General features: G+C 62.6%; 19 protein-coding genes. 9 read left to right on the top strand and 10 right to left on the bottom strand.

Annotated elements, in window-relative coordinates; all coding sequences use genetic code 11:
- Window positions 1–13: 13 nt before the first annotated feature.
- On the top strand, window positions 14–1,441 hold the full coding sequence (locus GM655_RS13490; protein ID WP_155435176.1) for a serine hydrolase domain-containing protein: 1,428 nt from the start codon (window positions 14–16) through the stop codon (window positions 1,439–1,441).
- A gap of 261 nt (window positions 1,442–1,702) precedes the next feature.
- Window positions 1,703–2,278, top strand: coding sequence for an NnrU family protein (locus tag GM655_RS13485; RefSeq protein WP_155435175.1), 576 nt, complete (start codon window positions 1,703–1,705; stop codon window positions 2,276–2,278).
- 19 nt (window positions 2,279–2,297) lie between these two features.
- On the opposite strand, the gene GM655_RS13480 is transcribed toward GM655_RS13485, so the two are convergent.
- From GM655_RS13480 to GM655_RS13455, 6 genes are all read right to left on the bottom strand, one after another.
- Window positions 2,298–2,759 (bottom strand): hypothetical protein, encoded by a 462-nt coding sequence (locus GM655_RS13480; protein ID WP_155435174.1) that lies wholly within the window; start codon window positions 2,757–2,759, stop codon window positions 2,298–2,300.
- Between the two features lie 17 nt (window positions 2,760–2,776).
- Entirely contained in the window at window positions 2,777–3,802 is a 1,026-nt protein-coding gene (locus tag GM655_RS13475) for a GGDEF domain-containing protein (RefSeq protein WP_155435173.1), read from the bottom strand.
- Between the two features lie 12 nt (window positions 3,803–3,814).
- On the bottom strand, window positions 3,815–6,895 hold the full coding sequence (locus GM655_RS13470; protein ID WP_155435172.1) for an efflux RND transporter permease subunit: 3,081 nt from the start codon (window positions 6,893–6,895) through the stop codon (window positions 3,815–3,817).
- Window positions 6,896–6,908: 13 nt separating this feature from the next.
- A complete protein-coding gene (locus tag GM655_RS13465) occupies window positions 6,909–8,048 on the bottom strand; it encodes an efflux RND transporter periplasmic adaptor subunit (protein ID WP_155435171.1) in 1,140 nt (379 codons plus the stop codon).
- A 77-nt stretch (window positions 8,049–8,125) separates the two neighbouring features.
- The gene (locus GM655_RS13460) at window positions 8,126–9,655 is read right to left on the bottom strand and encodes an efflux transporter outer membrane subunit (protein WP_371866806.1); all 1,530 of its coding nucleotides are present in this window, start codon (window positions 9,653–9,655) and stop codon (window positions 8,126–8,128) included.
- A gap of 128 nt (window positions 9,656–9,783) precedes the next feature.
- Complete coding sequence (locus GM655_RS13455) at window positions 9,784–11,343, bottom strand: S53 family peptidase (protein WP_155435170.1); 1,560 nt, start codon at window positions 11,341–11,343, stop codon at window positions 9,784–9,786.
- A gap of 250 nt (window positions 11,344–11,593) precedes the next feature.
- Between GM655_RS13455 and GM655_RS13450 the strand changes: the two genes are divergently transcribed.
- The 5 genes from GM655_RS13450 (at window position 11,594) to GM655_RS13430 (ending at window position 19,158) form a co-directional block, all read left to right on the top strand.
- Window positions 11,594–13,273, top strand: coding sequence for an alkaline phosphatase family protein (locus tag GM655_RS13450; RefSeq protein WP_155435169.1), 1,680 nt, complete (start codon window positions 11,594–11,596; stop codon window positions 13,271–13,273).
- An 88-nt stretch (window positions 13,274–13,361) separates the two neighbouring features.
- The gene (locus GM655_RS13445) at window positions 13,362–14,078 is read left to right on the top strand and encodes a PEP-CTERM sorting domain-containing protein (protein ID WP_155435168.1); all 717 of its coding nucleotides are present in this window, start codon (window positions 13,362–13,364) and stop codon (window positions 14,076–14,078) included.
- A 142-nt stretch (window positions 14,079–14,220) separates the two neighbouring features.
- Complete coding sequence (locus GM655_RS13440) at window positions 14,221–16,599, top strand: M1 family metallopeptidase (protein ID WP_155435167.1); 2,379 nt, start codon at window positions 14,221–14,223, stop codon at window positions 16,597–16,599.
- Complete coding sequence (locus tag GM655_RS13435; protein ID WP_155435166.1) at window positions 16,596–17,108, top strand: DUF6702 family protein; 513 nt, start codon at window positions 16,596–16,598, stop codon at window positions 17,106–17,108. Before GM655_RS13440 ends, GM655_RS13435 begins: the two co-directional genes overlap by 4 nt.
- The gene (locus GM655_RS13430) at window positions 17,050–19,158 is read left to right on the top strand and encodes a TonB-dependent receptor (protein WP_155435165.1); all 2,109 of its coding nucleotides are present in this window, start codon (window positions 17,050–17,052) and stop codon (window positions 19,156–19,158) included. Before GM655_RS13435 ends, GM655_RS13430 begins: the two co-directional genes overlap by 59 nt.
- A 6-nt stretch (window positions 19,159–19,164) precedes the next feature.
- Here the strand turns inward: GM655_RS13430 and GM655_RS13425 are convergent, their stop codons facing one another.
- From GM655_RS13425 to GM655_RS13415, 3 genes are all read right to left on the bottom strand, one after another.
- Window positions 19,165–19,869: a Crp/Fnr family transcriptional regulator gene (locus GM655_RS13425; protein WP_155435164.1), complete on the bottom strand. Its 705-nt coding sequence runs from the start codon at window positions 19,867–19,869 to the stop codon at window positions 19,165–19,167.
- A gap of 162 nt (window positions 19,870–20,031) precedes the next feature.
- Complete coding sequence (locus tag GM655_RS13420; protein WP_155435163.1) at window positions 20,032–20,274, bottom strand: hypothetical protein; 243 nt, start codon at window positions 20,272–20,274, stop codon at window positions 20,032–20,034.
- An 88-nt stretch (window positions 20,275–20,362) separates the two neighbouring features.
- Window positions 20,363–21,337, bottom strand: a complete 975-nt coding sequence (locus GM655_RS13415; RefSeq protein ID WP_371866822.1) for an alpha/beta fold hydrolase — start codon at window positions 21,335–21,337, stop codon at window positions 20,363–20,365.
- Between the two features lie 179 nt (window positions 21,338–21,516).
- On the opposite strand from GM655_RS13415, the gene GM655_RS13410 reads away from it, so the two are divergent.
- The gene (locus GM655_RS13410; protein WP_155435161.1) at window positions 21,517–22,362 is read left to right on the top strand and encodes a universal stress protein; all 846 of its coding nucleotides are present in this window, start codon (window positions 21,517–21,519) and stop codon (window positions 22,360–22,362) included.
- Between the two features lie 8 nt (window positions 22,363–22,370).
- Window positions 22,371–23,216, top strand: coding sequence for a universal stress protein (locus GM655_RS13405; protein ID WP_155435160.1), 846 nt, complete (start codon window positions 22,371–22,373; stop codon window positions 23,214–23,216).
- A gap of 8 nt (window positions 23,217–23,224) precedes the next feature.
- Here GM655_RS13405 and GM655_RS13400 read toward each other — a convergent pair whose 3' ends face one another.
- A complete protein-coding gene (locus tag GM655_RS13400) occupies window positions 23,225–25,363 on the bottom strand; it encodes a TonB-dependent receptor (RefSeq protein ID WP_155435159.1) in 2,139 nt (712 codons plus the stop codon).
- Window positions 25,364–25,382: the final 19 nt, after the last annotated feature.

Below are 25,382 nucleotides of genomic sequence, written 5' to 3'. Positions count from 1 at the left end.
TCAGTCTCTATCCATGCCGAAAAAAATCCTACAACGTACCACCATCGCCGCCCTCCTGCTGGTGGGCGGCGCCAGTGCCGCACTGGCGCTGCAACCACCGGAACTGCTGCGCGTGGGCGCCAATTACAGCGCCAAAATCGTCTGCTCGAATGTGTTCATCGCGGGCCGCGATGCGCAGGCCGTGCTGGCCGACGATGTGCAGGCACCCGGCCATCCGCTGCTGAAATTCCTGCGCGTCAAAGTCGACAAGGAAAAGCAGACCGTCAGCGCCAAGCTGCTCGGCCTGTTCGGCAACGGGCTGGCCGTGTACCGCCCCGGCACAGGCTGCGCCGTGGTGCCCGATGGCGATGTCGAACAGGCGCGCCGCTACCAGTTCACGCCGGAGCCCATCAAACCGGGTGCCGTCGATGCACCGTGGCCGCAAGGCCGCGAAGCTGATCTGTCGCTGGTGCCACTGACTGCCCTGCAACAGCCCGAGCTGACGGGGCCGGGCGCACGCGCGGTGGTGGTGATCCACAAGGGGCAGCTGGTTGGTTCGTATTATGCCCAGGGCTACAACGACAATACGCCTTTGCTGGGCTGGTCGATGACCAAGACCGTCACGGCAGCGCTGATCGGCATGCTGATCAAGGATGGCAAGCTCTCCATGGCGCACAACGGCTTCTGGCCCGGGCAGAGCGACCCGCGCCATGCGATTACACTGGCCCAGCTCATGAGCATGAGCAGCGGCCTCGAATATAACGAAGGCTATGGTGACGTTTCCGACGTCACCCGTATGCTGTATCTGGAACCGGACATGGCCAGCTATACGGCCAGCAAGCCGCTCGCGCACGCTCCGGGCAGCCACTGGAACTATTCCAGCGGCACCACGGTGCTGCTGTCACGCATCTGGCAGCGCGCTGCGGCTGGAGCCGGCAGCGCCACCGACGCGGCCACCCTATCCTTCGCCCACAATAGACTGTTCACGCCGCTGGGCATGCGCACGGCCGTACTCGAGGCTGATGCACGCGGCAATCTGGTCGGTTCCAGCTATATGTACGCCAGCGCGCAGGACTGGGCCCGCTTCGGCCAGTTCCTGCTGCAGGATGGCGTGTGGCAAGGCCAGCGCCTGCTGCCCGAGGGTTATGTCCGGATGATGCAGCAGGCGGCGCCCGCTTCCGGCGGCCAGTATGGCCAGGGCCAGTTGTGGCGCTGGGGGCCGTCCGGGGCCAGCTCTGGCGGCGCAAATCCCGATGCGGCCTTCCAGCTTCCGGCCGATACCTACTGGATGGAAGGCCACGATGGCCAGAGCATCACCATCATCCCGTCGCAGGAACTGGTGGTGGTGCGTCTGGGCCTGACACCGTCATCGCTGCATTACCAGCCACAGGCGCTGGTGGCGGCCATCCTCAAGGCTTTGCCGGTGGCGACACTGGCCGATAAAGCCCGTGCCCGGCCATAAATCCGCGCGAGACCGTGACTGAGATTGCGCCGCTGCAACACCGCTTTGCTGCGGCGCCACAAGCCAATTTTCCCGCATATCCTCTGGGCTGAAGGGGCGGCTTTAGGGGGCAATTCCGTTGCGACAGAAATCACAGATTTCCATGCTGCGCCGCACCGAATCAGGCCTGCAGAATAAGTTGAATCTGACATGCATTAATGTTGCAACGCCAGTAAAGCCGGTGTATCTTTTATCAACGCTAACGCATAACAGGGGACGCTCATGGAATTCCTCGTTCTGGGCTTGATGATGTTTCTAGGCCTCCACTCCACCCGTATCTTTGCCGACGGCTGGCGCTCTTCGCTGCGCGCGAATATCGGCGAGCCACGCTGGAAGTGCATCTACGGACTGGGTTCGATCGCCGGCTTTGCCACCTTCCTGCGCGGCTTCTTCGAAGCGGGACGCGATCCCGAAGTGCTGTGGGTGCCGCCTTCGTATATGCACCACGTGGCCGCCGTGCTGATGATGGTGTCCTTCATCCTGCTGACGGCAGCCTACATCCCCCACAACAGCATCAAGGCCAGACTCCATCATCCGATGACGCTGGGCGTGATGGTCTGGTCTTTGGCTCATCTGCTGAGCAATGGCCAGCTGCATGAAGTGATATTGTTCGGCAGCTTCCTCGTGTGGTCGGTCATGCTGCTGCGTTCGGCCATCCAGCGCGATGCCGCCGCCGGCACCAGCTATGCCGCCGGCACCACCGGCGCTACCGTAACCACGGTGCTGCTGGGCGGTTTCCTGGCACTGGCTTTCGCCCACTGGATCCATCAGGCCCTGATAGGCGTTAAACCTTTCTGATCGCTGTAAGCTGCCCAGGCTAGCGGCACTTGCCTCGCAAGGCCGCAGCCACTACCCACGGCAGCGAAAACGGCCCCACCACCGCGAACGGACCGATGTAGGCGGGCTGCAGTTTCAGGGCATCGTCATGCAGACAGTCCGGCACCTTGGCCTGATTGAAGGCCGTCGTCATCCTGTCCTGTACCGTCACCGTTGCTGCCCCATAGGCTGCCGCATTGCGCGCCGCCAGCGCCTGCGGGTGAGGGTCTTCCGCCACCGTATCGCGCACTGCCTTGCGTATCAGTTCATCCGATAGCACGGGAGCCGCCTGCAGATCGAGCGCCACATCGCTCACTAGCAGTTCCTGTGGCGCAGCTTGCGCCTTTCCGTGGTTTTGCCCCGCGCCATTCTGCGCATGGGCCGGTGCCGGCTCCGCCAGCACGCTGCTGCCTGCTACGGCCGCCGCCAGCAGCCACACCAGCGGCTTGCGTGCCGCGCGCATGCATCCTGTTTGCCCCATCATGCCTCCCTGTATGGCGCAATCCGCACGGTATTGCGCCCTTCTTCCTTGGCCCGGTACAGCATCTGGTCGGCCTGCAGCAGCCACTCTCTGGGCGAGGTGCGTTTGTCCATCATGGCCACGCCTATCGATACCGTCACGGGGCGCTGCTCAAGCAGCTGGGCCAGCGAGACGGCCACACGCAGATTCTCGGCCAGACGCAGGGCAGCATCCGCCTCGGCACCACTGGCGATGATGGCAAACTCTTCGCCGCCATAGCGGAAGATGCGGTCCGAGGCACGCGTATGCTGGCGCAGCACCGTGCACAGACGTACCAGCACGGTATCGCCCACGGCATGGCCGTATTCGTCATTGATGGATTTGAAGTGGTCCAGATCGAGCAGCAGCAGACAGGAATCCATGTGCGGACGGCGCTCGTCGGCATAGTCGCCCAGCTTGCGGTCCAGCGCACGCCGGTTCAGCACGCCTGTGAGGAAATCGCGTTCCACTTCCGTGTGCAAGGCGCGCGTCTGCAAGCCCGTACGATAGGCAAAAATATACGCAAACAGGTTCACCAGCCCTATCGTCACCACTATGGTCAGCAGGTTCAGCGTGACCAGCAGGCGGCTCAAAATCACCACCAGCACCAGCAGCGCAACCGTATTGATCGCCAGTGCCACGCGTGGACGCAGGATGAAATACGCAGCGATGGTGGTCGGGTAAACCCAGTACACCATGGGCACGCCGCGCAGATACACGGTGGCCAGCATGCCGGCCGAATAGAATAGCGTGACCAGCAAGCTGGCCACGCGGTGTCTGCCGGTACGCAGCACATGCACGATCACGGCTGCAAACACCAGCACCAGCGACATATCCACCGTGGCCGACAGCCAGCTGCCTTCCCACAGCCGGAACAGCGCAAACGGCAGCACACTGGCGATGCTTATCATGCACAGCAACACCAGTATCACTTCTTCCAGACTACGTTTCTTGTCTCCATGCAGCCAGCGCAAAGAGCTGGCTGCCGTTTTTAATTGTTCTACCATCTTCACTTTCTGTTACGTCGTCGGCTCCGCTGCGTGGCCATGGCCTGCCGCTGCCTGTGCCTGTGCCTGCGGATCGACCTTGTGCTGGCCGGACAGGAACAGATACATGGCAGGTACCACGAACAGGGTGAACAGCGTACCGATAGACAGACCGGTAAAGATCACCAGACCCATGGCATGGCGACCTGCGGCACCCGCACCCGAAGCAATTACCAGTGGCACCACGCCGAACACCATCGCCGCCGTCGTCATCAGGATAGGCCGCAGACGCGTAGCTGCCGCTTCCTCGATGGCTTCACGCTTGCTCTTGCCGGCCGCGCGCAGGTGGTTAGCCACTTCCACGATCAGAATACCATGTTTGGATATCAGCCCCATCAGCGTCACCAGCCCCACCTGGGTATAGATGTTGATGGAAGCGAAGCCGAGGAAGATGAAGGTCATGGCGCCGAACAGGGCCATCGGCACCGAGAACAGGATCACCACCGGATCGCGGAAGCTCTCGAACTGGGCGGCCAGCGCGAGGAATACGATGATCACGGCAAACGCCATGGTCACCATGAAGCCGCCCGATTCGCTCACATACTGGCGCGATGCGCCCGAGTAGTCCACCGTGTAACCGGATGGCGCCACTTCTTTGACCGCATTGCGCAGATATTCCAGTATCTCGCCCTGCGAGGCACCGGACACGCCGGAAATGGTCGCCGAATTGAGCTGCTGGAAGCGCGTGACGGATTCCGGCTGCACCGAGTACTTGATGGTGGCCACGGTAGAAGCAGGTATCATGCTGCCGTTCGGCGCCTTGATATAGAAGTTCAGCACATCGTCGGGATTCAGACGGTCTACCTGCTGCACTTGCGGAATCACCTTGTAGGAGCGGCCCGAAATCGAGAAGTAGTTGACATAGCCGCCACCGAGCGCTGCGCCCATGGCATTGCCGAAGTCCTGCTGGGTCAGGCCCAGCGTGGCCAGCTTGTCGCGGTCCACCTCCACGCGTGCCTGCGGTGCATCGATTTTCAGATCGACGTCGGCGAAGTAGAACTTGTTATCCTTCTGCGCCTTGGCCAGCACGGCCTGCGCCACCGTGTTCAGATTCTCGAACGGCTCGGTGGTGGTAATCACGAATTGCACGGGCAGGCCCGAGCTGCCCGGCAGCGGCGGGAACTGGAAGGCCGCCACGCGGCCGCCGGCCACGCCGTTCCACTTGTGCTGCAATTCCTGCTGGATTTCCTGGGCCGAGCGGCTACGCTTTTCCCACGATTTGAACAGCACCCCGCCGAAGCCGGCATTGGTGGTCGGCACACCGGTAATCTGGAACATCTGCTCGTATTCGGGCAGCGCACGCGCGACATCGAAAATCTGCTTGGCATAGGCCTGCATCTGGTCGGAGGTCGCCGTCGGCGCACCCACCACCTGCGACAGCACGATGCCCTGATCTTCTTCCGGCGCCAGTTCCGACTGCGACATCTGGAACATCAGCGCCAGCAGCAGGCTCAGGATCACGCCCATCACGATCAGCACGGGCCAGGTATTGAGCAGGTTGTGCAGCACGCGTAGATAGCCATGGTGCACCTTGTCGAATACGCGGTCGATGGCTTTGACGAACTTGCCTTCATCCTGCTTGGGATCGAAGAAATGGCCGCACATCATCGGCGACAGCGTCAGCGCAACAATGCCCGACACAGCCACGGCACCGGCCAGCGTGAAGGCGAATTCAGTAAACAGCGCGCCCGTCAGGCCGCCCTGGAAGCCGATCGGCACATACACGGCCACCAGCACCACCGTCATGGCCAGAATCGGACTACCCAGTTCGCGCGCCGCGATGATGGCTGCGTCGAACGGTTTCATGCCCTGCTTCATGTGACGGTCGACGTTTTCCACCACGATAATCGCGTCATCCACCACCAGCCCGATGGCCAGCACAATCGCCAGCAGGGTCAGCAGGTTGATCGAATAGCCGAGCAGCAGCATCACGAAGAAAGTACCGATCAGCGACAGCGGCATGGCGATCACGGGCACGATCACGGCGCGCAGGCTGCCGAGGAACAGATAGATCACCACCGTCACGATCAGCAGTGCTTCCACCAGCGTTTTCACCACTTCCTCGATGGAGGTGTTGATGAACTCGGTGGAGTCATAGACGATTTCCCCCGTCAGGCCATTCGGCAACTGTTCCTTGATGGCAGGGAAAGCCTGGCGCACCCGCTTGGCCACGTCGAGAATATTGGCTTCCGGCGCCACCTTGATGCCGATGAACACCGAGCGCACGCCGCTGAAGGCCACGTTGAAGTCATAGTTTTCCGAACCCAGCGTGACGGTGGCAACATCTTCCAGATGGACGATGGCGCCGCCCTCCTGCTTGATGGCCAGCGCCTTGAATTCTTCCACCGTATGCAGATCGGTGCCGGCCGTCAGCGGCACGGTCACCATCTGGCCCTTGGTCGCACCGAGTCCCGTCAGATAGTTATTCTGCGCCAGCGCCGCGCTGACGTCGGCTGCCGTCACGCCATGCGCAGCCATCTTGCCCGCATCGAGCCAGGCGCGCAGCGCGAACTGGCGTGCGCCGAGCAGCTCGGCCGTCTGCACGCCCTGGATGGAATCGAGCTTGGGCTTGACCACGCGCGCCAGAAAGTCCGTCACATTATTGGTCGGCAGCGTATCGCTGTAGAAGCCCATGTACATGGCGTCGGTCGTCTGGCCCATCTGCACCGTCAGCACCGGCTGCTGGGCTTGCTGCGGCAACTGGTTGCGTACCGAGTTCACCTGCGTGGTAATTTCCGTCAGCGCGCGGTTGGAATCATAGTTGAGCCGCAGCGTGGCCGTGATGATGGACACCCCGCTGTTGCTGGACGAAGACAGGTAATCGATACCCTGCGCCTGCGCAATAGCCGATTCCAGCGGCTGGGTGATAAAGCCGGCCACCGTTGCCGCATCGGCACCATAGTAGGTGGTGGAAATCGTCACCACCGCATTCTGGGTTTTCGGATACTGGTTGATCGGCAAGCTGAACAGCGAACGCAGGCCCAGCACGACGATCAGCAGGCTCACCACGCTGGCCAGTACGGGCCGCTTAATGAAGATGTCGGTAAAATTCATGGCGCGGCTTTCCTTAGTGTTCCTGCGGCGTCGGGCTAGGATTGTTGGCCGGTTGCACCTTGTTGTCGATCACGGCAGGCGTGCCATTCTTCAGCTTGAGCTGGCCGCTGGTGACCACCACCTGGCCCGGCTTCAGGCCCGTCAGCACGGCCACCTGATCGCCGCGGGTAGGGCCAGTCGTCACGAATACCTGCTGGGCCACCAGTTGGGCATTGCCCTTGTCATCCTTGGGGCCATCCTTGGCCGTCGACGGTGCCAGCACGAATACGGTAGCGCCATACGGGTTGTAGGTAATCGCCGTCTGCGGCAAGGTCAGGTATTCCTTCTTCTCCCCCTGATCGAGGCTGACATTGGCGAACATGCCGGGCAGTAGCTGGCGTTTGCCATTCGGCACGGTCGCTTCCACCTGCACATTGCGCGTCGCGGCATCGACTTTCGGGCTGATCGACGTCACCTTGCCGGCAAACGTTACGCCGGGATAGGCATCGGCCGTCAGGTTCAGCTTCTGGCCCAGCGACAGGCCGGCCAACTGGCGTTGCGGCACGAAAAAGTCCACATACACGGTATCGATAGTCTGCAGCGTCACCAGCTTGTCACCCGCGTTGAGGAACTGGCCCGGATTGACGGCCGTGATGCCGAGCTTGCCGGCAAACGGCGCACGTATGGTCTTTTTCTCCACCAGCGCCTGCGCCTGCGCCGCCTGTGCCTTGCGGCTCTTCAGGTCGGCCTCGTCGGCATCGAGCTGGGCCTGGCTGATGGCCTGGGCAGCGAACTGCAGCTTGTCGCGCTTGAGCACGGACGCGGACAGTTCGGCCGCTGCCTGCAGGGCCTGCAACTGGGCCACATCGGCTTCCGCATTCAGCGTGAACAGTACCTGACCGGCGCGCACTTCCTCGCCCGAACGGATATGCACCTGCCGCACCATGCCGGCCAGCTCGGTACTCACATCGACACCGCGCACAGGCACCAGCGTGCCCACCGAGTTGATCTGCGGCTGCCATGCGGACAGCTCGGCCTTGATCGCCGTGACCGTCTGGGCACCGGGCTTGGGTGCAGAAGCGATCAGCTTCTGAATCTGCATATATTTGCCGAACGCCAGTACGGCGATCAGCACGACTACGCCGCCTATCATGATGAACATGCGCTTGGTCATGAATCAGTCTCCTGCCTGAAGATCAAAGGAATAGTTGTCCGGCGGCGTAGGCGCCCCCGGCCTGATGGGAATGCGGATTAACGGCCACTGCTGCCATACACGGGCGCGGCCGACACGGTGCTGGCAGCAGCGGCTCCGCCATTGCGGTTCCACCAGCCGCCCCCGAGCGCCTGGAACAGCGCGGCCGTATCGGCATAGCGCGCCGCTTGCGCCTGCACCAGCGCCACATGGGCTTGCTGGTAGCTGCGCTGGGCATCCAGCAGCGCCAGATAGCTGATGCCGCCCAGCTTGTACTGCTGGGTGGCCAGAGCCAGCGCTTCGGCCGCCAGTGCATCGGCTTCTGCCTGCGCTTTCAGCGCAGCAGCATCGCTATCGAGCGCCCGCAAGCTATCGGCCACATCCTGGAACGCGGCCAGCACGGTAGCGCGGTACTGCGCGGCCGCCCCGTCATATGCCGCTTCGGCCGCCCGCTTTTTCGCACTCAGCGCACCGCCGTTAAAGATGGGCGCCGTCAGATTGCTGGCCAGACTCCAGGCCGTGGTTTCCGCATCGAACAGTTTGCCGAAGCTTTGCGCCGACGATCCATAGCTGCCGCTCAGCGTTAGCTGCGGATATTGCGCGGCCGTGGCCACCCCGATCGCAGCGCTGGCAGCATGCAGCAATTCTTCGCTGGCGCGGATATCAGGCCGCTGGCGCACCAGTGCCGACGGCAGCGACACGGGCAGTTGCTGCGGCAAGGTCAGCGATTCCAGCGTGAACTCGGGCAGGCCGCCCTCGCCCGGCAGACGGCCGGCCAGCACGGATAGCTGATGACGACTCTGCGCCAGCGCTTTTTCCAGCGGCGGCACGCTGGCGCGCACCTGGGCCAGCTGGTTGCGCTGACTGAGCAAGGTGGTACGCGGAATCGCGCCCAGCTCGAACTGTTTCTCGATCACGGCCAGTTGCTTGGCCAGCGCATCCTGTACTTCCTGCGTGGCCTTGAGCTGGGCCTGCAGGGATGCGCTGCGTATGGCCGTCGTCACCACATTCGCGCTGAGTGCCAGATAAGTAGCTTCCACCTGGAAGCGCTGATAATCGACCTGGGCCTGCGCGCCTTCCAGCGTACGCCGGCTGGCGCCGAACACATCGGGCGTATAGGCCACGGCCACGGAAGCGTTGTACAGCGTGAACACGCCGGCACCATTGCCGGCACTGGCAGGCGCCAGTTTTTCCCGCGCCACACCGAGCTGGCCATTCACCGAGGGATAGTTGAGGCTGCCGGCCTGCGCCTTGTAGGATTCCTGCGCCTGGCGCAAGCTGGCTTCTGCAGCGGCCATGGAGGGGTTGCCGGCCAGCGCGGCACGCACCAGTTCATCAAGTGCCGGCGAACTGAATAGCTGCCACCACAGGGCCGGCAATTCCTGTCCCGCCACGAACTGCTGGGCCGCGCCGCCTGTGACGCCCGCGGCCGAAGCCGTCTGGGCCGGCAAGGCCGTGGCGGTATAGCTGCTGCCTGCTGCGGCCGGAACTTCCGGCCGTTTGAAATCCGGACCAAGTGCGCATCCGCTCAGCGCTGCCGCGGCCAGTAGCGCCAGCGCTGTCTGCTGCTGTACATATTTTTGTCTCACAGGTGCCCCCACAAAATGGCCGCGCCCCGCCGGCCAGCTAGCTGAACAAATCCTTAGGGGCACATATTCGCATTTTTTGCTGCATTAGTGTGTCTTTTTACAATCAATTCCGCGCCCCATCGCTCTGCTCAGGCGCTGAGCAACTGTAACAGCCGACCGCCCACGGGACTGCCCCAGCCGCTGCCGGCATCCCAGCCCGGCACGGCCGCCATGGCCCCGTTCGTGCCCTGTGCCACATCGCGCGTGGCGCCCTGCCCGCGCAGCGCGCCATACAGCAGCGGATGCAGAAAACCGACCGGATAACCCAGTTGCTGGTTGATACGCGCCAGCAAGCCGGCCCACAGCGGCGCCACAGCGCTGGTGCCGCCCACGATCTGCTCCTGACCATTGACGCGGATGCAATAGCCGCTGGCCGGATCGGCATGCCCCGTCACATCGGGCAGGCCGCGGAAGCTGGCCGCGCCGGCCAGCGTGGACTGATAGCCGGGGCGACTGAAATAGCGGCTGTAGCCGCCGCCCGAAGCCAGTGCCGGACCACCATTCCACACCACTTCGCACAGTTCGCAATCGGGATAGACGGCGAGGCGGGTACCGCCGCAGGCCAGCGCATGGGGGGCCGAGGCGGGAAAGTCCACATGCAGGTCGCCATCGCCCACGCCATCGGTGGCGCCGTTATCGCCGGCTGCGCACAGGATGGTCACGCCCATGCTGGCCGCCAGCCCGAACACCTGCTCGATGGCGCCCATGGCCTGCTCGGTCCAGGCGGATTCGGGTGCGCCCCAGCTAATGGAAATGATGGACGGCTTGTGCACATCGTCGTGCACGGCGGCAGTGACGGCATCGAGAAAGCCGCGCTCGTTGTTGGGGGCAAAATACACGGCGATCTGCGCACCCGGCGCGAGCGCACCGGCAATCTCGATGTCGAGCATCACTTCGATATCGGCACTGGCATCATGGCCGGGCCGGTTGGCGCCGTGATCGATGGCGATGCTGCGCACCCGTGGCGCCTTCAGCCCCAGCGATTTGAAATAGAGGCGCAGATCGGCCGCACGGCTGCCGCCGCCCAGCTCGATCAAGCCTATGCACTGGCCGCTGCCGTCCAGTCCCGGCGGGAACTGGTACATCTGCGCCAGCTGGGGCGGCGTATAGGCTAAGGGTAGCGGCTCTCCGCCCGGATTCTGCGCCGCGCGCTGGCGGAAGCGCGGCGTGGCGATGGGCCGGTCGTCCAGCCCGAACACGCCCTCCACCACATCGGCCAGCTCGGCAGGCACCAGGAGTTCACCCGTGCGGCCGCGGAAGCTGCCATCGCCCGTCTGGTATTGCTGCAACTGGGCGCCGAACAGCTGCGCCATCTGCTGCGCCGTGCCGGACAGCACCACGCGGCGCTGGGCCACGCTGGATGACAGCATGTGCAAGCCCTTGCTGTTGGCAAAATCGCGCACCCGCGCAATGTCGGCCTCGCTGGCGCCATGCGCCTGCGCGCACTGGCTGCGGCTCAGGTACACGCGCTGGCGTGGCAGCTGATCGCCGCGCGCGGCCGCATCGTCGCTGGCATCGCTGACGGCAGCGCGCAGGCGCAGGGTAATCTCCAGCAGCAAAGCACCATCGACCGGGCCCAGCGCGCGCGCGCCGGGCACGGCAGACTGCGCGCTGCCAGGCAGAATACGGGGTAGGCTGATGGTCGGCATGACGGGCTCCTCGAATAGTTAAACCTGCTTAGACCTGCTTAGACCTGCACTCAGGCTATGCCGACGATACTGCGCCGCCGCGCCTGCCGGTTGACGCAGCACAGAGGTGCCGGCGATGGCCGCCGCTGCATGCCGTCTTGCCGGGCCCGCTCTTGATTGTCATCCTGCTGTCACAAGCAGGGACTAACATTTGCGCCACAACGTGATACGCTATGTGCCGCTTTAACTCTAAAACCTACAACCACTGCCCATGATCAAGCAACTGTCCCTGCCCGCCCTCGTCGTCGCCAGCGCCCTGCTGGCACAGCCTCTCGCCATCCACGCTGCCCCTGCCACTACAGCCCATCCCGCCCAGCCCAAGCTGGTAGTGGTGCTGGTGGTTGATGGTCTGCCCAATGAGCAGGTGCTGCGCTACCGCGAGCAGTTCGGCCAGGGCGGCCTGCGCCGCATGCTCGATCAGGGCGCCTCGTTCAACAACGCCCATCAGGCGCACGGCATCACCGTTACCGCCATCGGCCACAGCGCCGTACTGACGGGCGCCTACCCCTATGTGCACGGCATCATCGGCAATAACTGGATCGATCCGCAAACGGGCAAATCGGTCTACTGCACGGAAGACACCAACTACCACTACCTGAACGAAGAAACCAAGCCTAGCGACGGCACGGCGCCGACCCGCCTGAAAGTCGATACGCTGGGCGACCAGCTGCGCTATGCCACGGGCGGCCAGTCCAAGGTGGTGGCCGTGTCGGGCAAGGACCGCGGCGCGATTCTGCTGGCCGGCAAAACCGGTACCGCGTATATGTACATGGACAAGACAGGCAACTTCGCCAGCAGCAGCTACTATATGCAGCAGCATCCGGCCTGGGTGCAGCAGTATCAGGCCGGCAAGCCGCAGGACCGCTACTACGGCAAGACCTGGGCACCGCTGCTGCCAGCCGCCGCCTATGCGGGCGACGCACCGGAAGAACTCAATCAAGTCAAGGCCGGCACGCATAACCGCCTGCCGTTCAGCTACTACAGCGAAAGCGGCAATATCGATGCCGACTACTACAACCTGCTGAAGACTGGCCCGTATCTGGACCAGCTGACGCTGGACTTCGCACGCGCCGCCGTGGAAGGCGAGAATCTGGGCCGCAATCCGGCCGGCGTGCCCGATCTGCTCGGCGTGAGCCTGTCGGCGCACGATTATGTGAACCACGCGTTCGGCCCCGAAAGCAAGCTGTCGCACGACCACCTGCAACGCGTCGACCGCATGCTGGCCGAATTCTTCAACTACCTCGACAAGCGCGTAGGCATGGACAATGTGCTGGTGGTGCTGACGGCCGACCACGGCTTCCCCAACACGCCGGAATTCTCGCGCACCCAGCACATCGAGGCCGAACGCATCGACGGTGGCGCCATGATGAAAGCACTGGACCAGCACCTGAGCGCCAAATTCGGCGGCGCCAAGCTGCTGAGCGCATGGTCGCTGCCCAACATCCACCTCGATTACCAGCAGATCGAAAAAAGCGGCCTGAAACGCGAGGAAGTCGAAACGGCCGCGGCCCGCTTCCTGCTGGCGCAGAAAGGCATCGTCGAAGCCTACACCCGCACCCAACTGGAAAGCGGCGCTGCCAACACCACCCGCATGGCCACGCTGATGCGCCGCGCCTGGAACCGCGAAGCTTCGGGCGACCTGATGGTGGTCGCCAAGCCCTACTGGTACTTCGGCACGGGCAGCAGCGGCACCTCGCACGGCTCGCCTTACGCCTACGACACCAACGTTCCCCTGCTGATCATGGGCAAACGCTGGATTAAAGCAGGCGCGTATGGCCAGTACGCCGAAGTCATGGACATCGCGCCCACGCTGGCCCATCTGCTGCGCGTGCGCCCACCCGCCGGCTCCGAAGGCCGTGTATTGACCGAAATACTACAATCTCAGCAGTGATAAACAGTAATTCAAAAATATTAATTGAATTATCAATAATATAATGATATTTTTTCCTCTCCTACTGATATAAAAAAAGGGGGGGTACATGAAAAAAACTGTATTTACGGTGCTCGCACTGGCTGCAGGCCTGAGCCAGGCGGCGATTTTGCATGACAACGGTCCGGTAGTGAATGCGAGCAATCTGTCCGTGCTGGCAGGCAGTGCTACCACACTAGGCTGGGGAGAACAGGTGGCCTCGGGCAACCGCATGGCCGACGATTTCACCGTCGCTAACGGCAGTGCATGGAACGTTTCCAGCGTGAGCTTTTTCGCTTACCAGACCGGCGCCACGTCCTTCACTTTCACTAACGCCGTGTGGAGCATCGTGGCAGGCAATGATGTGAATACGGGCAGCGTGGTCGCTTCTGGCACCACGAGCGTCGGCAATGGCGGCCAGGTCGGCTACCGGGTTACAGCCTCCACGCTCACCAACACTCTACGCCCTATCTACCAGCTTGAAGCGGACATCCCCGACGTGACACTCGCGAGCGGCCATTACTGGCTGACCTGGAGCATAGGCGGCACGCTCGCTTCCGGTCCATGGCAGCCTCCCACGGCGGATGCACGCACCGGCAATGCCATGCAGGCGACTGCCGGTGGAGCTTTTGCCACCGTGATCGATAGTGGCAGCAATCTATCGGCCGAGATGCCTTTCCTGATCAATGGGACGGTGGCCGCAGTGCCGGAACCTGAAACCTACGCCATGCTGCTGGGTGGTCTGGGCCTGATCGGTCTGGCACGCCGTCGCGTACGCAGCAAATAAACTCAGCCTGATAGCCATCAGCAACTACTTGCTGATGGCTAGTGAGCGATTAGTTTGTATTTTATTGTATCAGCCAGTTAATCTTGGAAAGATTGCTATACACTAGCTTTTTTTCTTTGGGTAAACATAGGAAATACAAACTATGCGCAAGACTTTTGGCTATCTGGCCCTGTGCCTGACGGTGTCCGCCTATGCGGCCGAACCCTTCGACGACAAATTCCGTCAGCTCGACGAAGTCCTCCCCACCCCGAATACCTACCGCACGGCTTCCGGTGCGCCCGGTGCCGCCTACTGGCAGCAGCGGGCCGACTACACCATCCGTGCCACACTGGACGAAAGCAAGCGCGCCATCAGCGGCAGCGAGCAGATCCGCTATCACAATAATTCGCCCGACACCCTGCACTACCTGTGGGTGCAGCTGGACCAGAACATCTACAAAAAAGATTCCGACGCACGCAAGATGCTGACCCAGCCTTCGCGTGAAGCCTGGGCCAAAGGCCGCACGGCCGAAGATGGCTTCAAGTTCGAAGGCATGCGCAGCATCCTGGCCGGTATCGATTTCGACGGCGGCTTCAATATCAAGGCCGTTACGGCCGGCGGCCAGCCGCTGAAATACGTGATCAACCGCACCATGATGCGCATCGACCTGCCCACCCCGCTCAAGCCGGGCCAGAGCTATGCCTTCAATATCGACTGGTCCTACAACATCAACGAACAGAAGGTGCTGGGCGGCCGTTCAGGCTACGAGCACTTCGAGGAAGACAAGAACGACCTGTTCGAAATCGCCCAGTGGTTCCCGCGCATGGCCGCCTACTACGACGTGATGGGCTGGCAGCACAAGCAATTCCTCGGTTCGGGCGAATTCACGCTGGAATTCGGCGACTATGATGTGCAGTTAACGGTACCGGCCGACCACGTGGTGGCGGCTACGGGTGAACTGCAGAATGTGGGCGAAGTGCTGACGGCAGCCCAGCGCGAGCGCTTCAACAAGGCCCGTACGGCCAGCGCGCCGGTCGTCATCGTGACGCAGGAAGAAGCGGAAAAAGCCGAGAAGTCGGTCAGCAAAGCGTCCAAGACCTGGCACTTCAAGGCCGCCAATGTGCGCGACTTTGCCTGGGCTTCCAGCCGCAAATTCATCTGGGATGCACAGGGCTACAAAAAAGATGGCAGCAACCTCATGGCCATGTCCTACTATCCGAAGGAAGGCAATCCGCTGTGGGGCAAGTACAGCACCCAGGCCATCATCCACACCATCGAGCAGTACAACAAGTTCAGCTTCGACTATCCGTATCCGACCGCGATTTCCGTCAACGGCCCTGTGGGCGGCATGGAATACCCTATGATTTCCTTCAACGGCCCGCGCCCGAGCAAGGACAAGAAGACGGGCGAGCTGACCTGGTCGCAGCAGACCAAATACGGTCTGATCGGCGTGATCATCCACGAGGTAGGCCACAACTACTACCCGATGATCATCAACTCGGACGAGCGCCAGTGGACCTGGATGGATGAAGGCCTCAACACCTTCGTGCAGTATCTGGCCGAGCAGGCATGGGAAGACAACTACCCGTCGCGCCGTGGCGAACCGCGCAACATCGTCGACTACATGCGCAGCCAGAATCAGGTGCCCATCATGACCAATTCCGAATCGCTGCTGCAATTCGGTAACAACGCCTATGCCAAACCGGCTACGGGCCTGAACATCCTGCGCGAAACCATCCTGGGCCGCGAACTGTTCGACCACGCGTTCAAGGAGTACGCGCGCCGCTGGAAGTTCAAGCGCCCTACTCCGGCCGACTTCTTCCGCACCATGGAAGATGCGTCCGGCACGGACCTCGACTGGTTCTGGCGCGGCTGGTTCTACACCACTGATCCGGTCGATATCAGCATCGACGGCATCAGCGAATACGGCGTGAGCACCAAGGATCCGGAAAAAGAGAAAGCCTGGAAGAAGGCCCAGAAAGACGCCCAGCCTATCTCCGTTTCCGAACAGCGCAACAAGGAGCTGCCCAAGCGTCTGGACAGCCATCCGGAACTGAAGGACTTCTACAACGACCATGACGAATTCACCGTCACCAACAAGGACCGCAATACCTATGCGGAGGCGGTCGAGAAGCTCGAGCCTTGGGAAAAAGCGCTGCTGGATCAGGGCAAGCACCTGTATCTGGTGGACTTCTCCAACCTCGGTGGTCTGGTCATGCCGCTGATCCTGGAAATCGAACTGAAGAGCGGCAAGAAATACGTCGAGCGCATTCCGGCCGAAGTCTGGCGCTACTCGCCCAAGAAGATCACCAAGCTGATCGTCACGGACGAGCCCATGGTAGGCCTGACCCAGGACCCTTACTGGGAAACGGCCGACATCGACACCAGCAACAATAGCTGGCCGCGTAAAGTGACCCAGTCGCGCGTGGAACTGTTCAAGACCGAGCGTGACCGCAACAACCTGATGCGCGACTTCAATACCCCGCTCAAGTCCAAGGACAGCAAAGACGGCAAAGACAGCAAGGAAGCTGCCAGCGAATGAAGCGGCGTCTACCGGCTCTGAGCCTGCTGGCCAGCACCCTGTTGCTGGCTGGCGGCCTGCTGGCTGCGGGCAGCGCGGCGGCCCACAATTTCCACATGGGGCTGGCCGACATCAGTTATAACGCCCGCAGCGGCAACACCGAGATCGTGCACACTTACACGGCGCACGATCTGGTCACCCTGCTCACCGATCTGTATGGCCGCAATCTCGATCTGGGCCAGCCTGACAGCGAAGCGGCCATCCGCAAATATGTCGAGCGCCAGTTCTATCTGGAAGATGCGGGCGGCCGGCGCCTGCCGCTAGAATGGCTGGGCGTGAAGGCCGATGCCGATAGCGTCACCATCTATCAGGAAATCGCCGGCCGCAAGCTGGCGCCGGCCACCCGCATCCACAACACTGTGCTGATCGACTTCCAGCCGGCGCAGAAAAATACCGTCAATGTACAGACCGATGGCCCCGTCCAGACGCTTATCTTCGACCAGCAGCACGTTAAGCTGGAAGTCCGCTAGTCCGGCCACGCTGGCCATCGCCGTCGCCCTTACACTGAGCAGCACGGCGCAGGCCGACGATCTGGTGATGCAGCGCGTGCTCGTCGATGGCAGCCGCAGCAACCCGCTCGGCGTGGCCGATGCAGCCAGCATGGGCAGCATAGGCCAGCAGGAACTGGCCCAGCGCAGCGTGTATCGCGCAGCCGAAATGCTGGAAGCCACGCCGGGCCTGATCGTCAGCCAGCATAGCGGCGAAGGCAAGGCCAACCAGTTCTATCTGCGCGGCTTCAACCTCGATCACGGTACCGACCTGCGCACCACGGTAGACGATATGCCCGTCAACCAGCGCAGCCACGCCCACGGTCAGGGCTGGACCGATCTGAATTTCCTGATCCCCGAATTGGCCGTGCGGCTGGACTACAAAAAAGGCCCGTATTCGGCGACCGAAGGCGACTTCGCTTCGGCCGGCGCCGTCTCCGTCGTGTATGCCAGCCGCCTGCTGCAAGGCGTGGCCAGTGTCACGGGCGGGCAGACTGGCTATGCGCGCACGCTGCTGGCCGACTCCGTCGATATCGAACGCGGCGCCACTCAGGGCAGCCTGCTGTACGCGCTGGAACTGCAGCACAACGATGGCCCCTACACGCGTCCGGACGACTACCAGAAACTCAACGCCGTGCTGCGCTACAGCGAAGGCTATGCCAGCAATGGCTTCCATGCGGGCCTGATGCTGTACCGCGGCAACTGGAACGCCACCGACCAGATACCGCTGCGCGCCGTGCAAGCGGGTACGCTGAGCCGTTACGATGGTATAGACCAGAGCGACGGCGGCAGCGCGCACCGCTACAGCCTGTCCGGCGGCTGGCGCCGCAGCAGCGACGATAGCGCCAGCAGCGTCAGCGCCTACCTGATCGCCAGCCAGCTCGCGCTGTATTCCAACTTCACTTATTTCATGGAAGACCCGCAGCACGGCGACCAGTTCGCCCAGCCCGATAAACGGGTGACCAGCGGCCTGCAGGCCAGCCAGAGCTGGCACCGGCACAGCGACAACGGTGACGCCAGCAGCACCATCACGCTAGGCCTGCAACTACAGAACGACAATATCTACAACGCCCTGCTGCGCACGCAGGCGCGCCAGACGCTGGCCGTGACACGGCAGGATCACATCGTCGAATCCAGCGCCGGCCTGTATCTGCAGCAGTTGACACGCTGGAGCGACAGCCTGCGCAGCACAGCCGGTGCACGCTTCGATTACTACCGTTATGATGTCCGCAGCGACCGCGCCGCCAATAGCGGCAAGGCCGACGACCATCTGCTGAGCCCCAGTGTGAATCTGGTCTACAGCCCGTGGCAGCAAAGCGAGTTCTACGCCAATGCCGGCAACGGCTTCCACAGCAACGATGCGCGCGGCACCACGCTGCACGTCGATCCGGCCAGTGGCGAGCAGGCCGATCGCGTCACGCCGCTGGTGCGCTCGCGCGGACTGGAACTGGGCGCACGCAGCAACTGGCTGCCCGGCCTGCAAAGCGTGGTATCGCTGTACCGGCTGGACTTCGATTCGGAACTGAGCTTCGTCGGCGATGCCGGCACTACCGAGGCGGGGCCGCCGAGCCGCCGCTATGGCATCGAACTGTCGCACTATTACAAACCGTTGCGCTGGCTCTCGATCGACCTCGATCTGGCGTATGCACGGGCGCGCTCGCGCGGCGTGGCCGCGCCGGACGACCGCATCGCCGGCGCCATCGAAGGCACGGGGCAACTGGCCATCAGCGTGGATAATGGCGGGCCGTATTCGGCCGCGCTCAAGCTGCGCTACTTCGGCCCGCGCCCGCTGACCGAAGATAACAGCGTGCGCTCGCGCAGCAGCATGACGCTCAATGGCCGTCTGGGCTGGAAGCTGGGCAAGCAGCTACATTTGGCACTGGAAGCCTACAATCTGACCAACCGGCGCGATTCCGCCATCGACTACTACTATGCTTCACGCCTGCAGGGCGAAGCGCAGGCCGTCAGCGATGTGCATTTCCATCCCATCGAAGCACGCTCGCTGCGCGCCACCCTGAGCCGGCGCTTCTAAGCCAGTTTAGCTGGCGACGTAGCAGCTGCCGGCGCGCCTTTCCACGGCGCTGCGGTCCAGCACCACCACCGTGCCGCGCCGGTATTCGATCAGGCCATCATCCTGCAATTTGCCGGCGCAACCCGTGATGCTTTCGCGCCGCACGCCGAGCAGGCTGGCGATCATTTCCTGCGTCACTTTGAGTTCGTTGGAGATCGAGCGGTCGAGCCGGTCCAGCAGCCAGCGGCACAAACGCTGTTCTATGCTGCCGTGGCGTACGCCCGCCACCGTCTGCGCCAACTGGGCAAACAGGGCGCTGGCATGGCGCATCAGTTGCTGCGCCAGTGCGCCGCCATCGAAGAAGGCCGTGCGCAGCACGGCGGCGCGGATGCGGTAGCCGTAGCCGGCCGTCTGCACCACGGCCGTACAGTTGGCGCATTCACCCTCGTACATCGACACGCCCACCACGCCTTCGCGCCCCACCACGGCGATCTCGCTGGCGCCGCCATCTTCCGTCACGTATTGCAGCGAGACGATGGCATTGGTAGGAAAGTAGGCACTGTCGAGTTCCTGCCCCACATCGAACAGGTGTTTACCCGCCGCCAGCGGCATCAGTTCCAGATGAGAGAACAGCGCGATCAGCTCTTCGCGCGACAGTGCGCGCAGTAATTCGTTTTGCTGGGCACCCAGCAGGCTGATGGTGCCAGTGGCGGAACCGGTGTGTGCAATCATGGCGGACCTCTTTGTGCGTTGCCGGTCTATGCGACCTGATGAACACAACTATAGCCACGCCTTGTGCCTCAGCTTATAGGCGCACAACACAGTGCTATGTAGGCGAGGAACATAAGGCCATGTGGTCCCTGTCCTACAGCGCTGGGGCCAGCGCCACCCCGGCTAGACCTTGTATTTGTAGCGCGAGGCAGTTTCCAGCAGGCGATCATCACGCCCGCGCAGACGGCCCGGATTACGCCGGTGTTCCGGCTCCGTCAACACCCGTTCGATCACATTGGCAGGCACGCCGCGCGTGCGCAAATAGGCGGCAGCACTATCGACGCCCTGCCGGTCCGCAACTTCGATACCGGCTTCGACGATTTCTGCGCCCGCATCATCGGGCCGGAAAGTGTGCTTGGTAGACATCGTGAACTCCATAAGTTCTACACGTCTCCTGATTGTAGACGGCCACGCGCGCGCTGCAAGGTGAGAATACAGGCTGCTCGCGCTACAACTAGCGCTCGGGCAATTGCTGCTTCAGGAAGGCAATAGTCGCATCCACCGAAGGCTGCAACCACGGATCAAACATCCAGAACGAATGCGGCGTTTCCGGCAGCACCAGCATGGCGCTGGCCACGCCCACCTGCTGCATGCGCGCCATCATGTCCTCGCGTCCCACGGAAAAACGCGCTTTGCTGCTGCCGATGAACAGGATGGGCGGCATGCCGGCCCGCACATATTGCACGGGCGAAGCCGCGCGCCAGCGCGCCGTCTGCTCGGCATAGCGGCCGCCGAACCACGCGCCGGCCGCCGAAGGCTGCTTGGCCGGATCATCTTCATATTGCAGCGCAGCCGGCGCCGTGAAGTCGGACAGGCCATCGATATTGATAATCGCCTGCACGGCGCTGGATACTTGGCTGTCCGCAGCGCCTGGGTCAAAGGCCGGCAGATGGCCCGTCACGCCGGCCAGACTGGCGATCTGCCCACCCGCCGAACCGCCGGCCAATGCAAAGCGCTGCCCGTCGAGCTGATAGTCGGCAGCATGGCTGCGCAGCCAGCGCACGGCAGCGCGCACATCATGAATGGCGGCCGGATAGCCGGCCTCGCCCGACAGCCGGTAACTGATGGTTGCCGCAGCCCAGCCCTGCTGCGCCAGCCGTACAGCCATGGGCGCAAACTCCGCGCGGAAGCCGGAACGCCAGCCGCCGCCATGCACCAGTACAACGAGGGGATGGGGTCCCGCTTTGCTCGGCAGATACAGATCGAGCTGCAGACAGCGACTGCCATACTGCACGTAAGTCAGGCTGTCCAGCCTGCGCACGCCCTGCGGCAGCTCTGCACTGGCGACGCGGATAAACGGGTAATCCTTGTGCAGTTTGGCGTAGGTGTGCGCCGCATCATAGCTATTGGCCGGATCGGCCGCAGGCGCCACACAGGCGGGCGCGGAAGGTGTCGCCGACGCAACACCGGCCAGCCCGGCCAGCCACACAAAATTCAAGCGCCAGATTGCACGATGCCAGCCTGCCAGAACCATGGAAAACCCCGTAAAAATCAGGGCTGCCAGTATGCCATATGCCCTGAACGAAGACTGGGAATTTTGATCCAGATCAATCAAATAATGCCTTGAAATCCCTAGGATGACCGTATAGCACAACACAGGAGGCCTCAATGTCGTACAAGACCATACTCGTTCACGTCGATCAGTCCCGCCATGCAGAAAAACGTATCGCCCTTGCCGCAGAAGTGGCGCGCACCTTCGATGCCCATCTGGTAGGCGCAGCGGCTAGTGGTTTCACGCGCGAGTTCTATCGTAATAGCAGCGTCATGTACGCAGGCCCGATCCCTCTGCCGGAACTCGATGTGCTGACCAAGGCTGCCCAGCAGGCGCTGGAAGGCTTCGAACAGCAGACGCAGGCTGCCGGCGTCAGTTCCTACGAGCGCCGCATCAGCGACGACGAGACGGAAGTCACGCTGCTGCAGCAGGCCCGTTATGCCGATCTGGTGGTCTTGAGCCAGACCGATCCGGCCGATGATGCCGCCAAGCTGCTGCGCGGCCTGCCGGAAAGCATCACCCTGAATAGCGGCCGCCCTGTGTTGCTGGTGCCGTATGCCGGTGAATTCAGCAATATCGGCCAACGCGCGCTGGTGGCATGGGATGGCAGCCGCGCCGCCACCCGTGCCATTACTGACGCCCTGCCCCTGCTGCGCCGCAGCACTGCCGTGACGCTGGTGGTCTACAACGCCGACCAGCAGGCTGGCGTGCATGGCGAACAGCCGGGGGCCGATATGGCATTGTATCTGGCCCGCCATGGCGTGAAGATCGAAGTCATGTCGCAGAAAACCCCGCCCGGTCTGGATGTGGGCAATGCGCTGCTGTCGCTCGCGGCCGATCTCGGCAGCGATCTGATCGTGATGGGCGGCTACGGCCATATGCGCTGGCGCGAAATGATCATGGGCGGCGTTACCCGCACGCTGCTGCAGACCATGACCGTTCCTATCCTGATGTCGCACTGAGGTCCCGTATGAGCTATCGCACCATCCTGCTGCATGCCGATATGGCGCACCACGCAGCAGCACGTTATGCGCTGGGCTGCCGGCTGGCAGCCCTGTTCGATGCCCACCTGATAGGCGCTGCTGCCACCGGCATTTCGCGCTTTGCGCCGGTAGCCGTGGCCGCCGGCATCTGGCCGCTGACGGCCGAGCACATGACGCAGATGAGCGATAGCGCCAGCAAGGCGCTGGAAAACTGCGCCATCAGCGCCACCACGCATGCGGTGAATTCCTACGAAAGCCGGCTGCTCAGCGATGATGCGGCCAGCGCCCTGCTGCTGCAATCGAGCTGCGCCGACTTGCTGGTGCTGAGTCAGGATGACGGTAACGAAACGCTGGCCGACCGCGCCAGTGCGCTGGTGCCATCGCTGCTGCTGCACGGTGCACGGCCCATCCTCGTAGTGCCCAAGGTGAGCCGCGTACCGCTAGACGCCAAACCCTGCCAGCATCCGCTGCTGGCCTGGGATGGCAGCAACCACAGCGCGCGTGCCCTGCTCGATGCAGTGCCGCTGCTCAAACTGGCGCACAAAGTCACGCTGCTGGTGCTGAACGCCGGCCAGCATGCAGGCCAGCACAGCCAGCAGGCCGGTGCCGATATGTCCCTGTTCCTGGCCCGCCATGGCGTGCCAGTAGAGCTGATCAGCGACAGCACCGAGCTGCCCGTGGCCGAAGCCATACTGGGACAGGCCCGCGCGCTCGGCAACGATCTGCTGGTGATGGGCGGCTACGGCCACACCCGCTGGAGCGAGGCCGTGCTGGGCGGCGTCACCAGCACCATCCTCGATACCATGGATCTCCCCGTGCTGGTGGCCCACTAGGGCGCCGCTCAGAACTTCAGATGCAGGCTGGCGCGGATCGCACGTGGCGAACCAGGTGTGATGTTGTTGTCGCCATTGGCCGCTGCATAGTAGCGACGATCCATCAGATTCTCGATATTCAGCTGCGCCGTGCAGCCGCCATGGATGGTGTAGTACAGCGCCGCATCGATGCGGGTATAGCCGGGCAGCACCACCGCATTGCTGGTCGAGGCATACATATCGGTTCTATGGATCAGCCCCAGCCCCGCACCGAGTTTGTCATTCAGATCGTAGCGGTTCCACAGCGACAGAGTCTGGCGCGGCACCGCATTGACGGTGGCGCCATTCAGCGCCGTGGCCGATACATTGGTCAGCAGCTTGGCATCCTGATAGGCATACGCACCCTGCACCTGCCATGCCGCGCTCAGCTTGCCGCTGACGGACAGTTCCAGCCCGTTGGTGCGCTGCCCGTCCACGAGCTGGTCGACGATGCCCGTGGCCGGATTAGCCACTGCCACATTGTTGCGGTTTAGCCGGTACAGCGCCAGTGTGGCCAGCAGATCAGGGCTGTACTGCAGCTTGGCGCCCGCTTCGTAGTTGGTGAATTTTTCCGGCTTCAGACTCTGGTTCACTACGGTCAGGCTACTTAACTGGTCGCCGCCACGCGGCACGCTGGCCACGCTGTAATTGGCATACAGCGAGAGCAGATCCAGCGGCTTGTACACCAACCCCAAGCGGGGCGACAGCAGATTGTCGCGGCTGGACAGATCGGCCGCAGCCGGCAGCAAGGCGCGTACGCCCGCCGCTACATTGTTGTGGTAGTCGAGCCGGAATGCGTCATAACGCAGGCCCGCCACCAGTTGCCATTGCGGATTGAAGCTGATCTGATCCTGCAGGTACAGTGCTGCCACGCTGGCTTTGCTGCGGCCATCGCGGTCCGAATTACTCCCGCCCAGCACATAGTTGACCGGCAGTGCCGCATCGGCCTGCGCCAGCGGCACGCTGATGCTGCTGGCCTGATTCGCGAACAGGCCGGTCTGGCGCAGATAGTCGGTCTTTTGCTGGCCCAGCTCCATGCCCGCCAGCAGTTGGTGGCTGATGCTACCCTGCTGCACCAGCATGGTCAGATCAGTCTGATTGAACAGGTTTTTACGCCACTGGTGATTGTTGTAGGCACTCAGCGTGACACGGCTGGTGGCTGCATTCACGGCGCCGGGCGAGATGTTCTGATACAGCTTGTCGTAGCTGGTGTAGCGCGTCTTGTTGGACAACTGCAGGCCATTCGCGAAGCGGTGTTCGATCTGGCCGCTGACGGTATCGGCCAGCACCCGCGCCGGACGGGTTTCGGGGTCAGGATTGCCGAAGAAGGCATCGACCGGCACATCCAGCGGTCGCCCGTTCAGCGCAGGCACGCCGCGATCGGCCGTGCGGTAATCCTCGAAATGCTCGTAGCCCAGCACCACGCTGGTAGCCTTGTCGGCACGGATGGCGAGCGTAGGATTGATGCCCTTGCGCTGCAGGCTGTAGGCACGCTGGTAGCCGCCCGAATCCTCTGCCAGCGCGGCCACGCGCACGGCCAGCGCCTCATTGATGGCCTGACCAAGATCGGCCGTCATGCGACGCTTGCGGTTGTTCCCAGCCGTCAGATCGAGCGCGCGTATGGTGCTGAAGTTAGCCTGCTTGCTGACGCGGTTGATCACGCCACCGGAGCCGCCACGGCCGAACAGCATCGCGTTCGGCCCCGTCAGCGCATCGACCTGCTCGACGTTGTACAGATCACGGTAATACTCGGCATCGTCACGCACGCCATCCATGTAGAAATCGCCGGAAGCGCTGGTGCTGCCACGGAACACGGGCGCATCGCGGTTGCCCTCGCCGCTGGTCATGCCTATGCCGGGCACATAGCGCACCACATCGGCCATGCTCTGCATGGACTGGTCACGTATCAGCGCTTCGCTGATCACCGTGACCGCCTGCGGCAGATCGACCAGCGCCGTATCCGTCTTGGTGGCAGTACTGACGGCCTTCGTCAGATAGCCCTGCGCGTCCGCCGTGGCATTGACATTGATGGTAGGCAGACTGACGGGTTCCGTCCCGGCCGCAGCATTAAAGGCCAGCGACATCAGCACAACCAGCAAGGTGGGACGGGGAAGACGGCAAGAATTCATGGCTAACTCCGAAACTTAA

It is taken from the genome of Pseudoduganella danionis, from assembly GCF_009720775.1.
In the GTDB taxonomy this organism is placed as follows: domain Bacteria; phylum Pseudomonadota; class Gammaproteobacteria; order Burkholderiales; family Burkholderiaceae_D; genus Rugamonas; species Rugamonas danionis.
The sequence above is the reverse complement of the archived record's forward strand: the minus strand, read 5'-3'. Positions and strand labels throughout refer to the sequence as shown.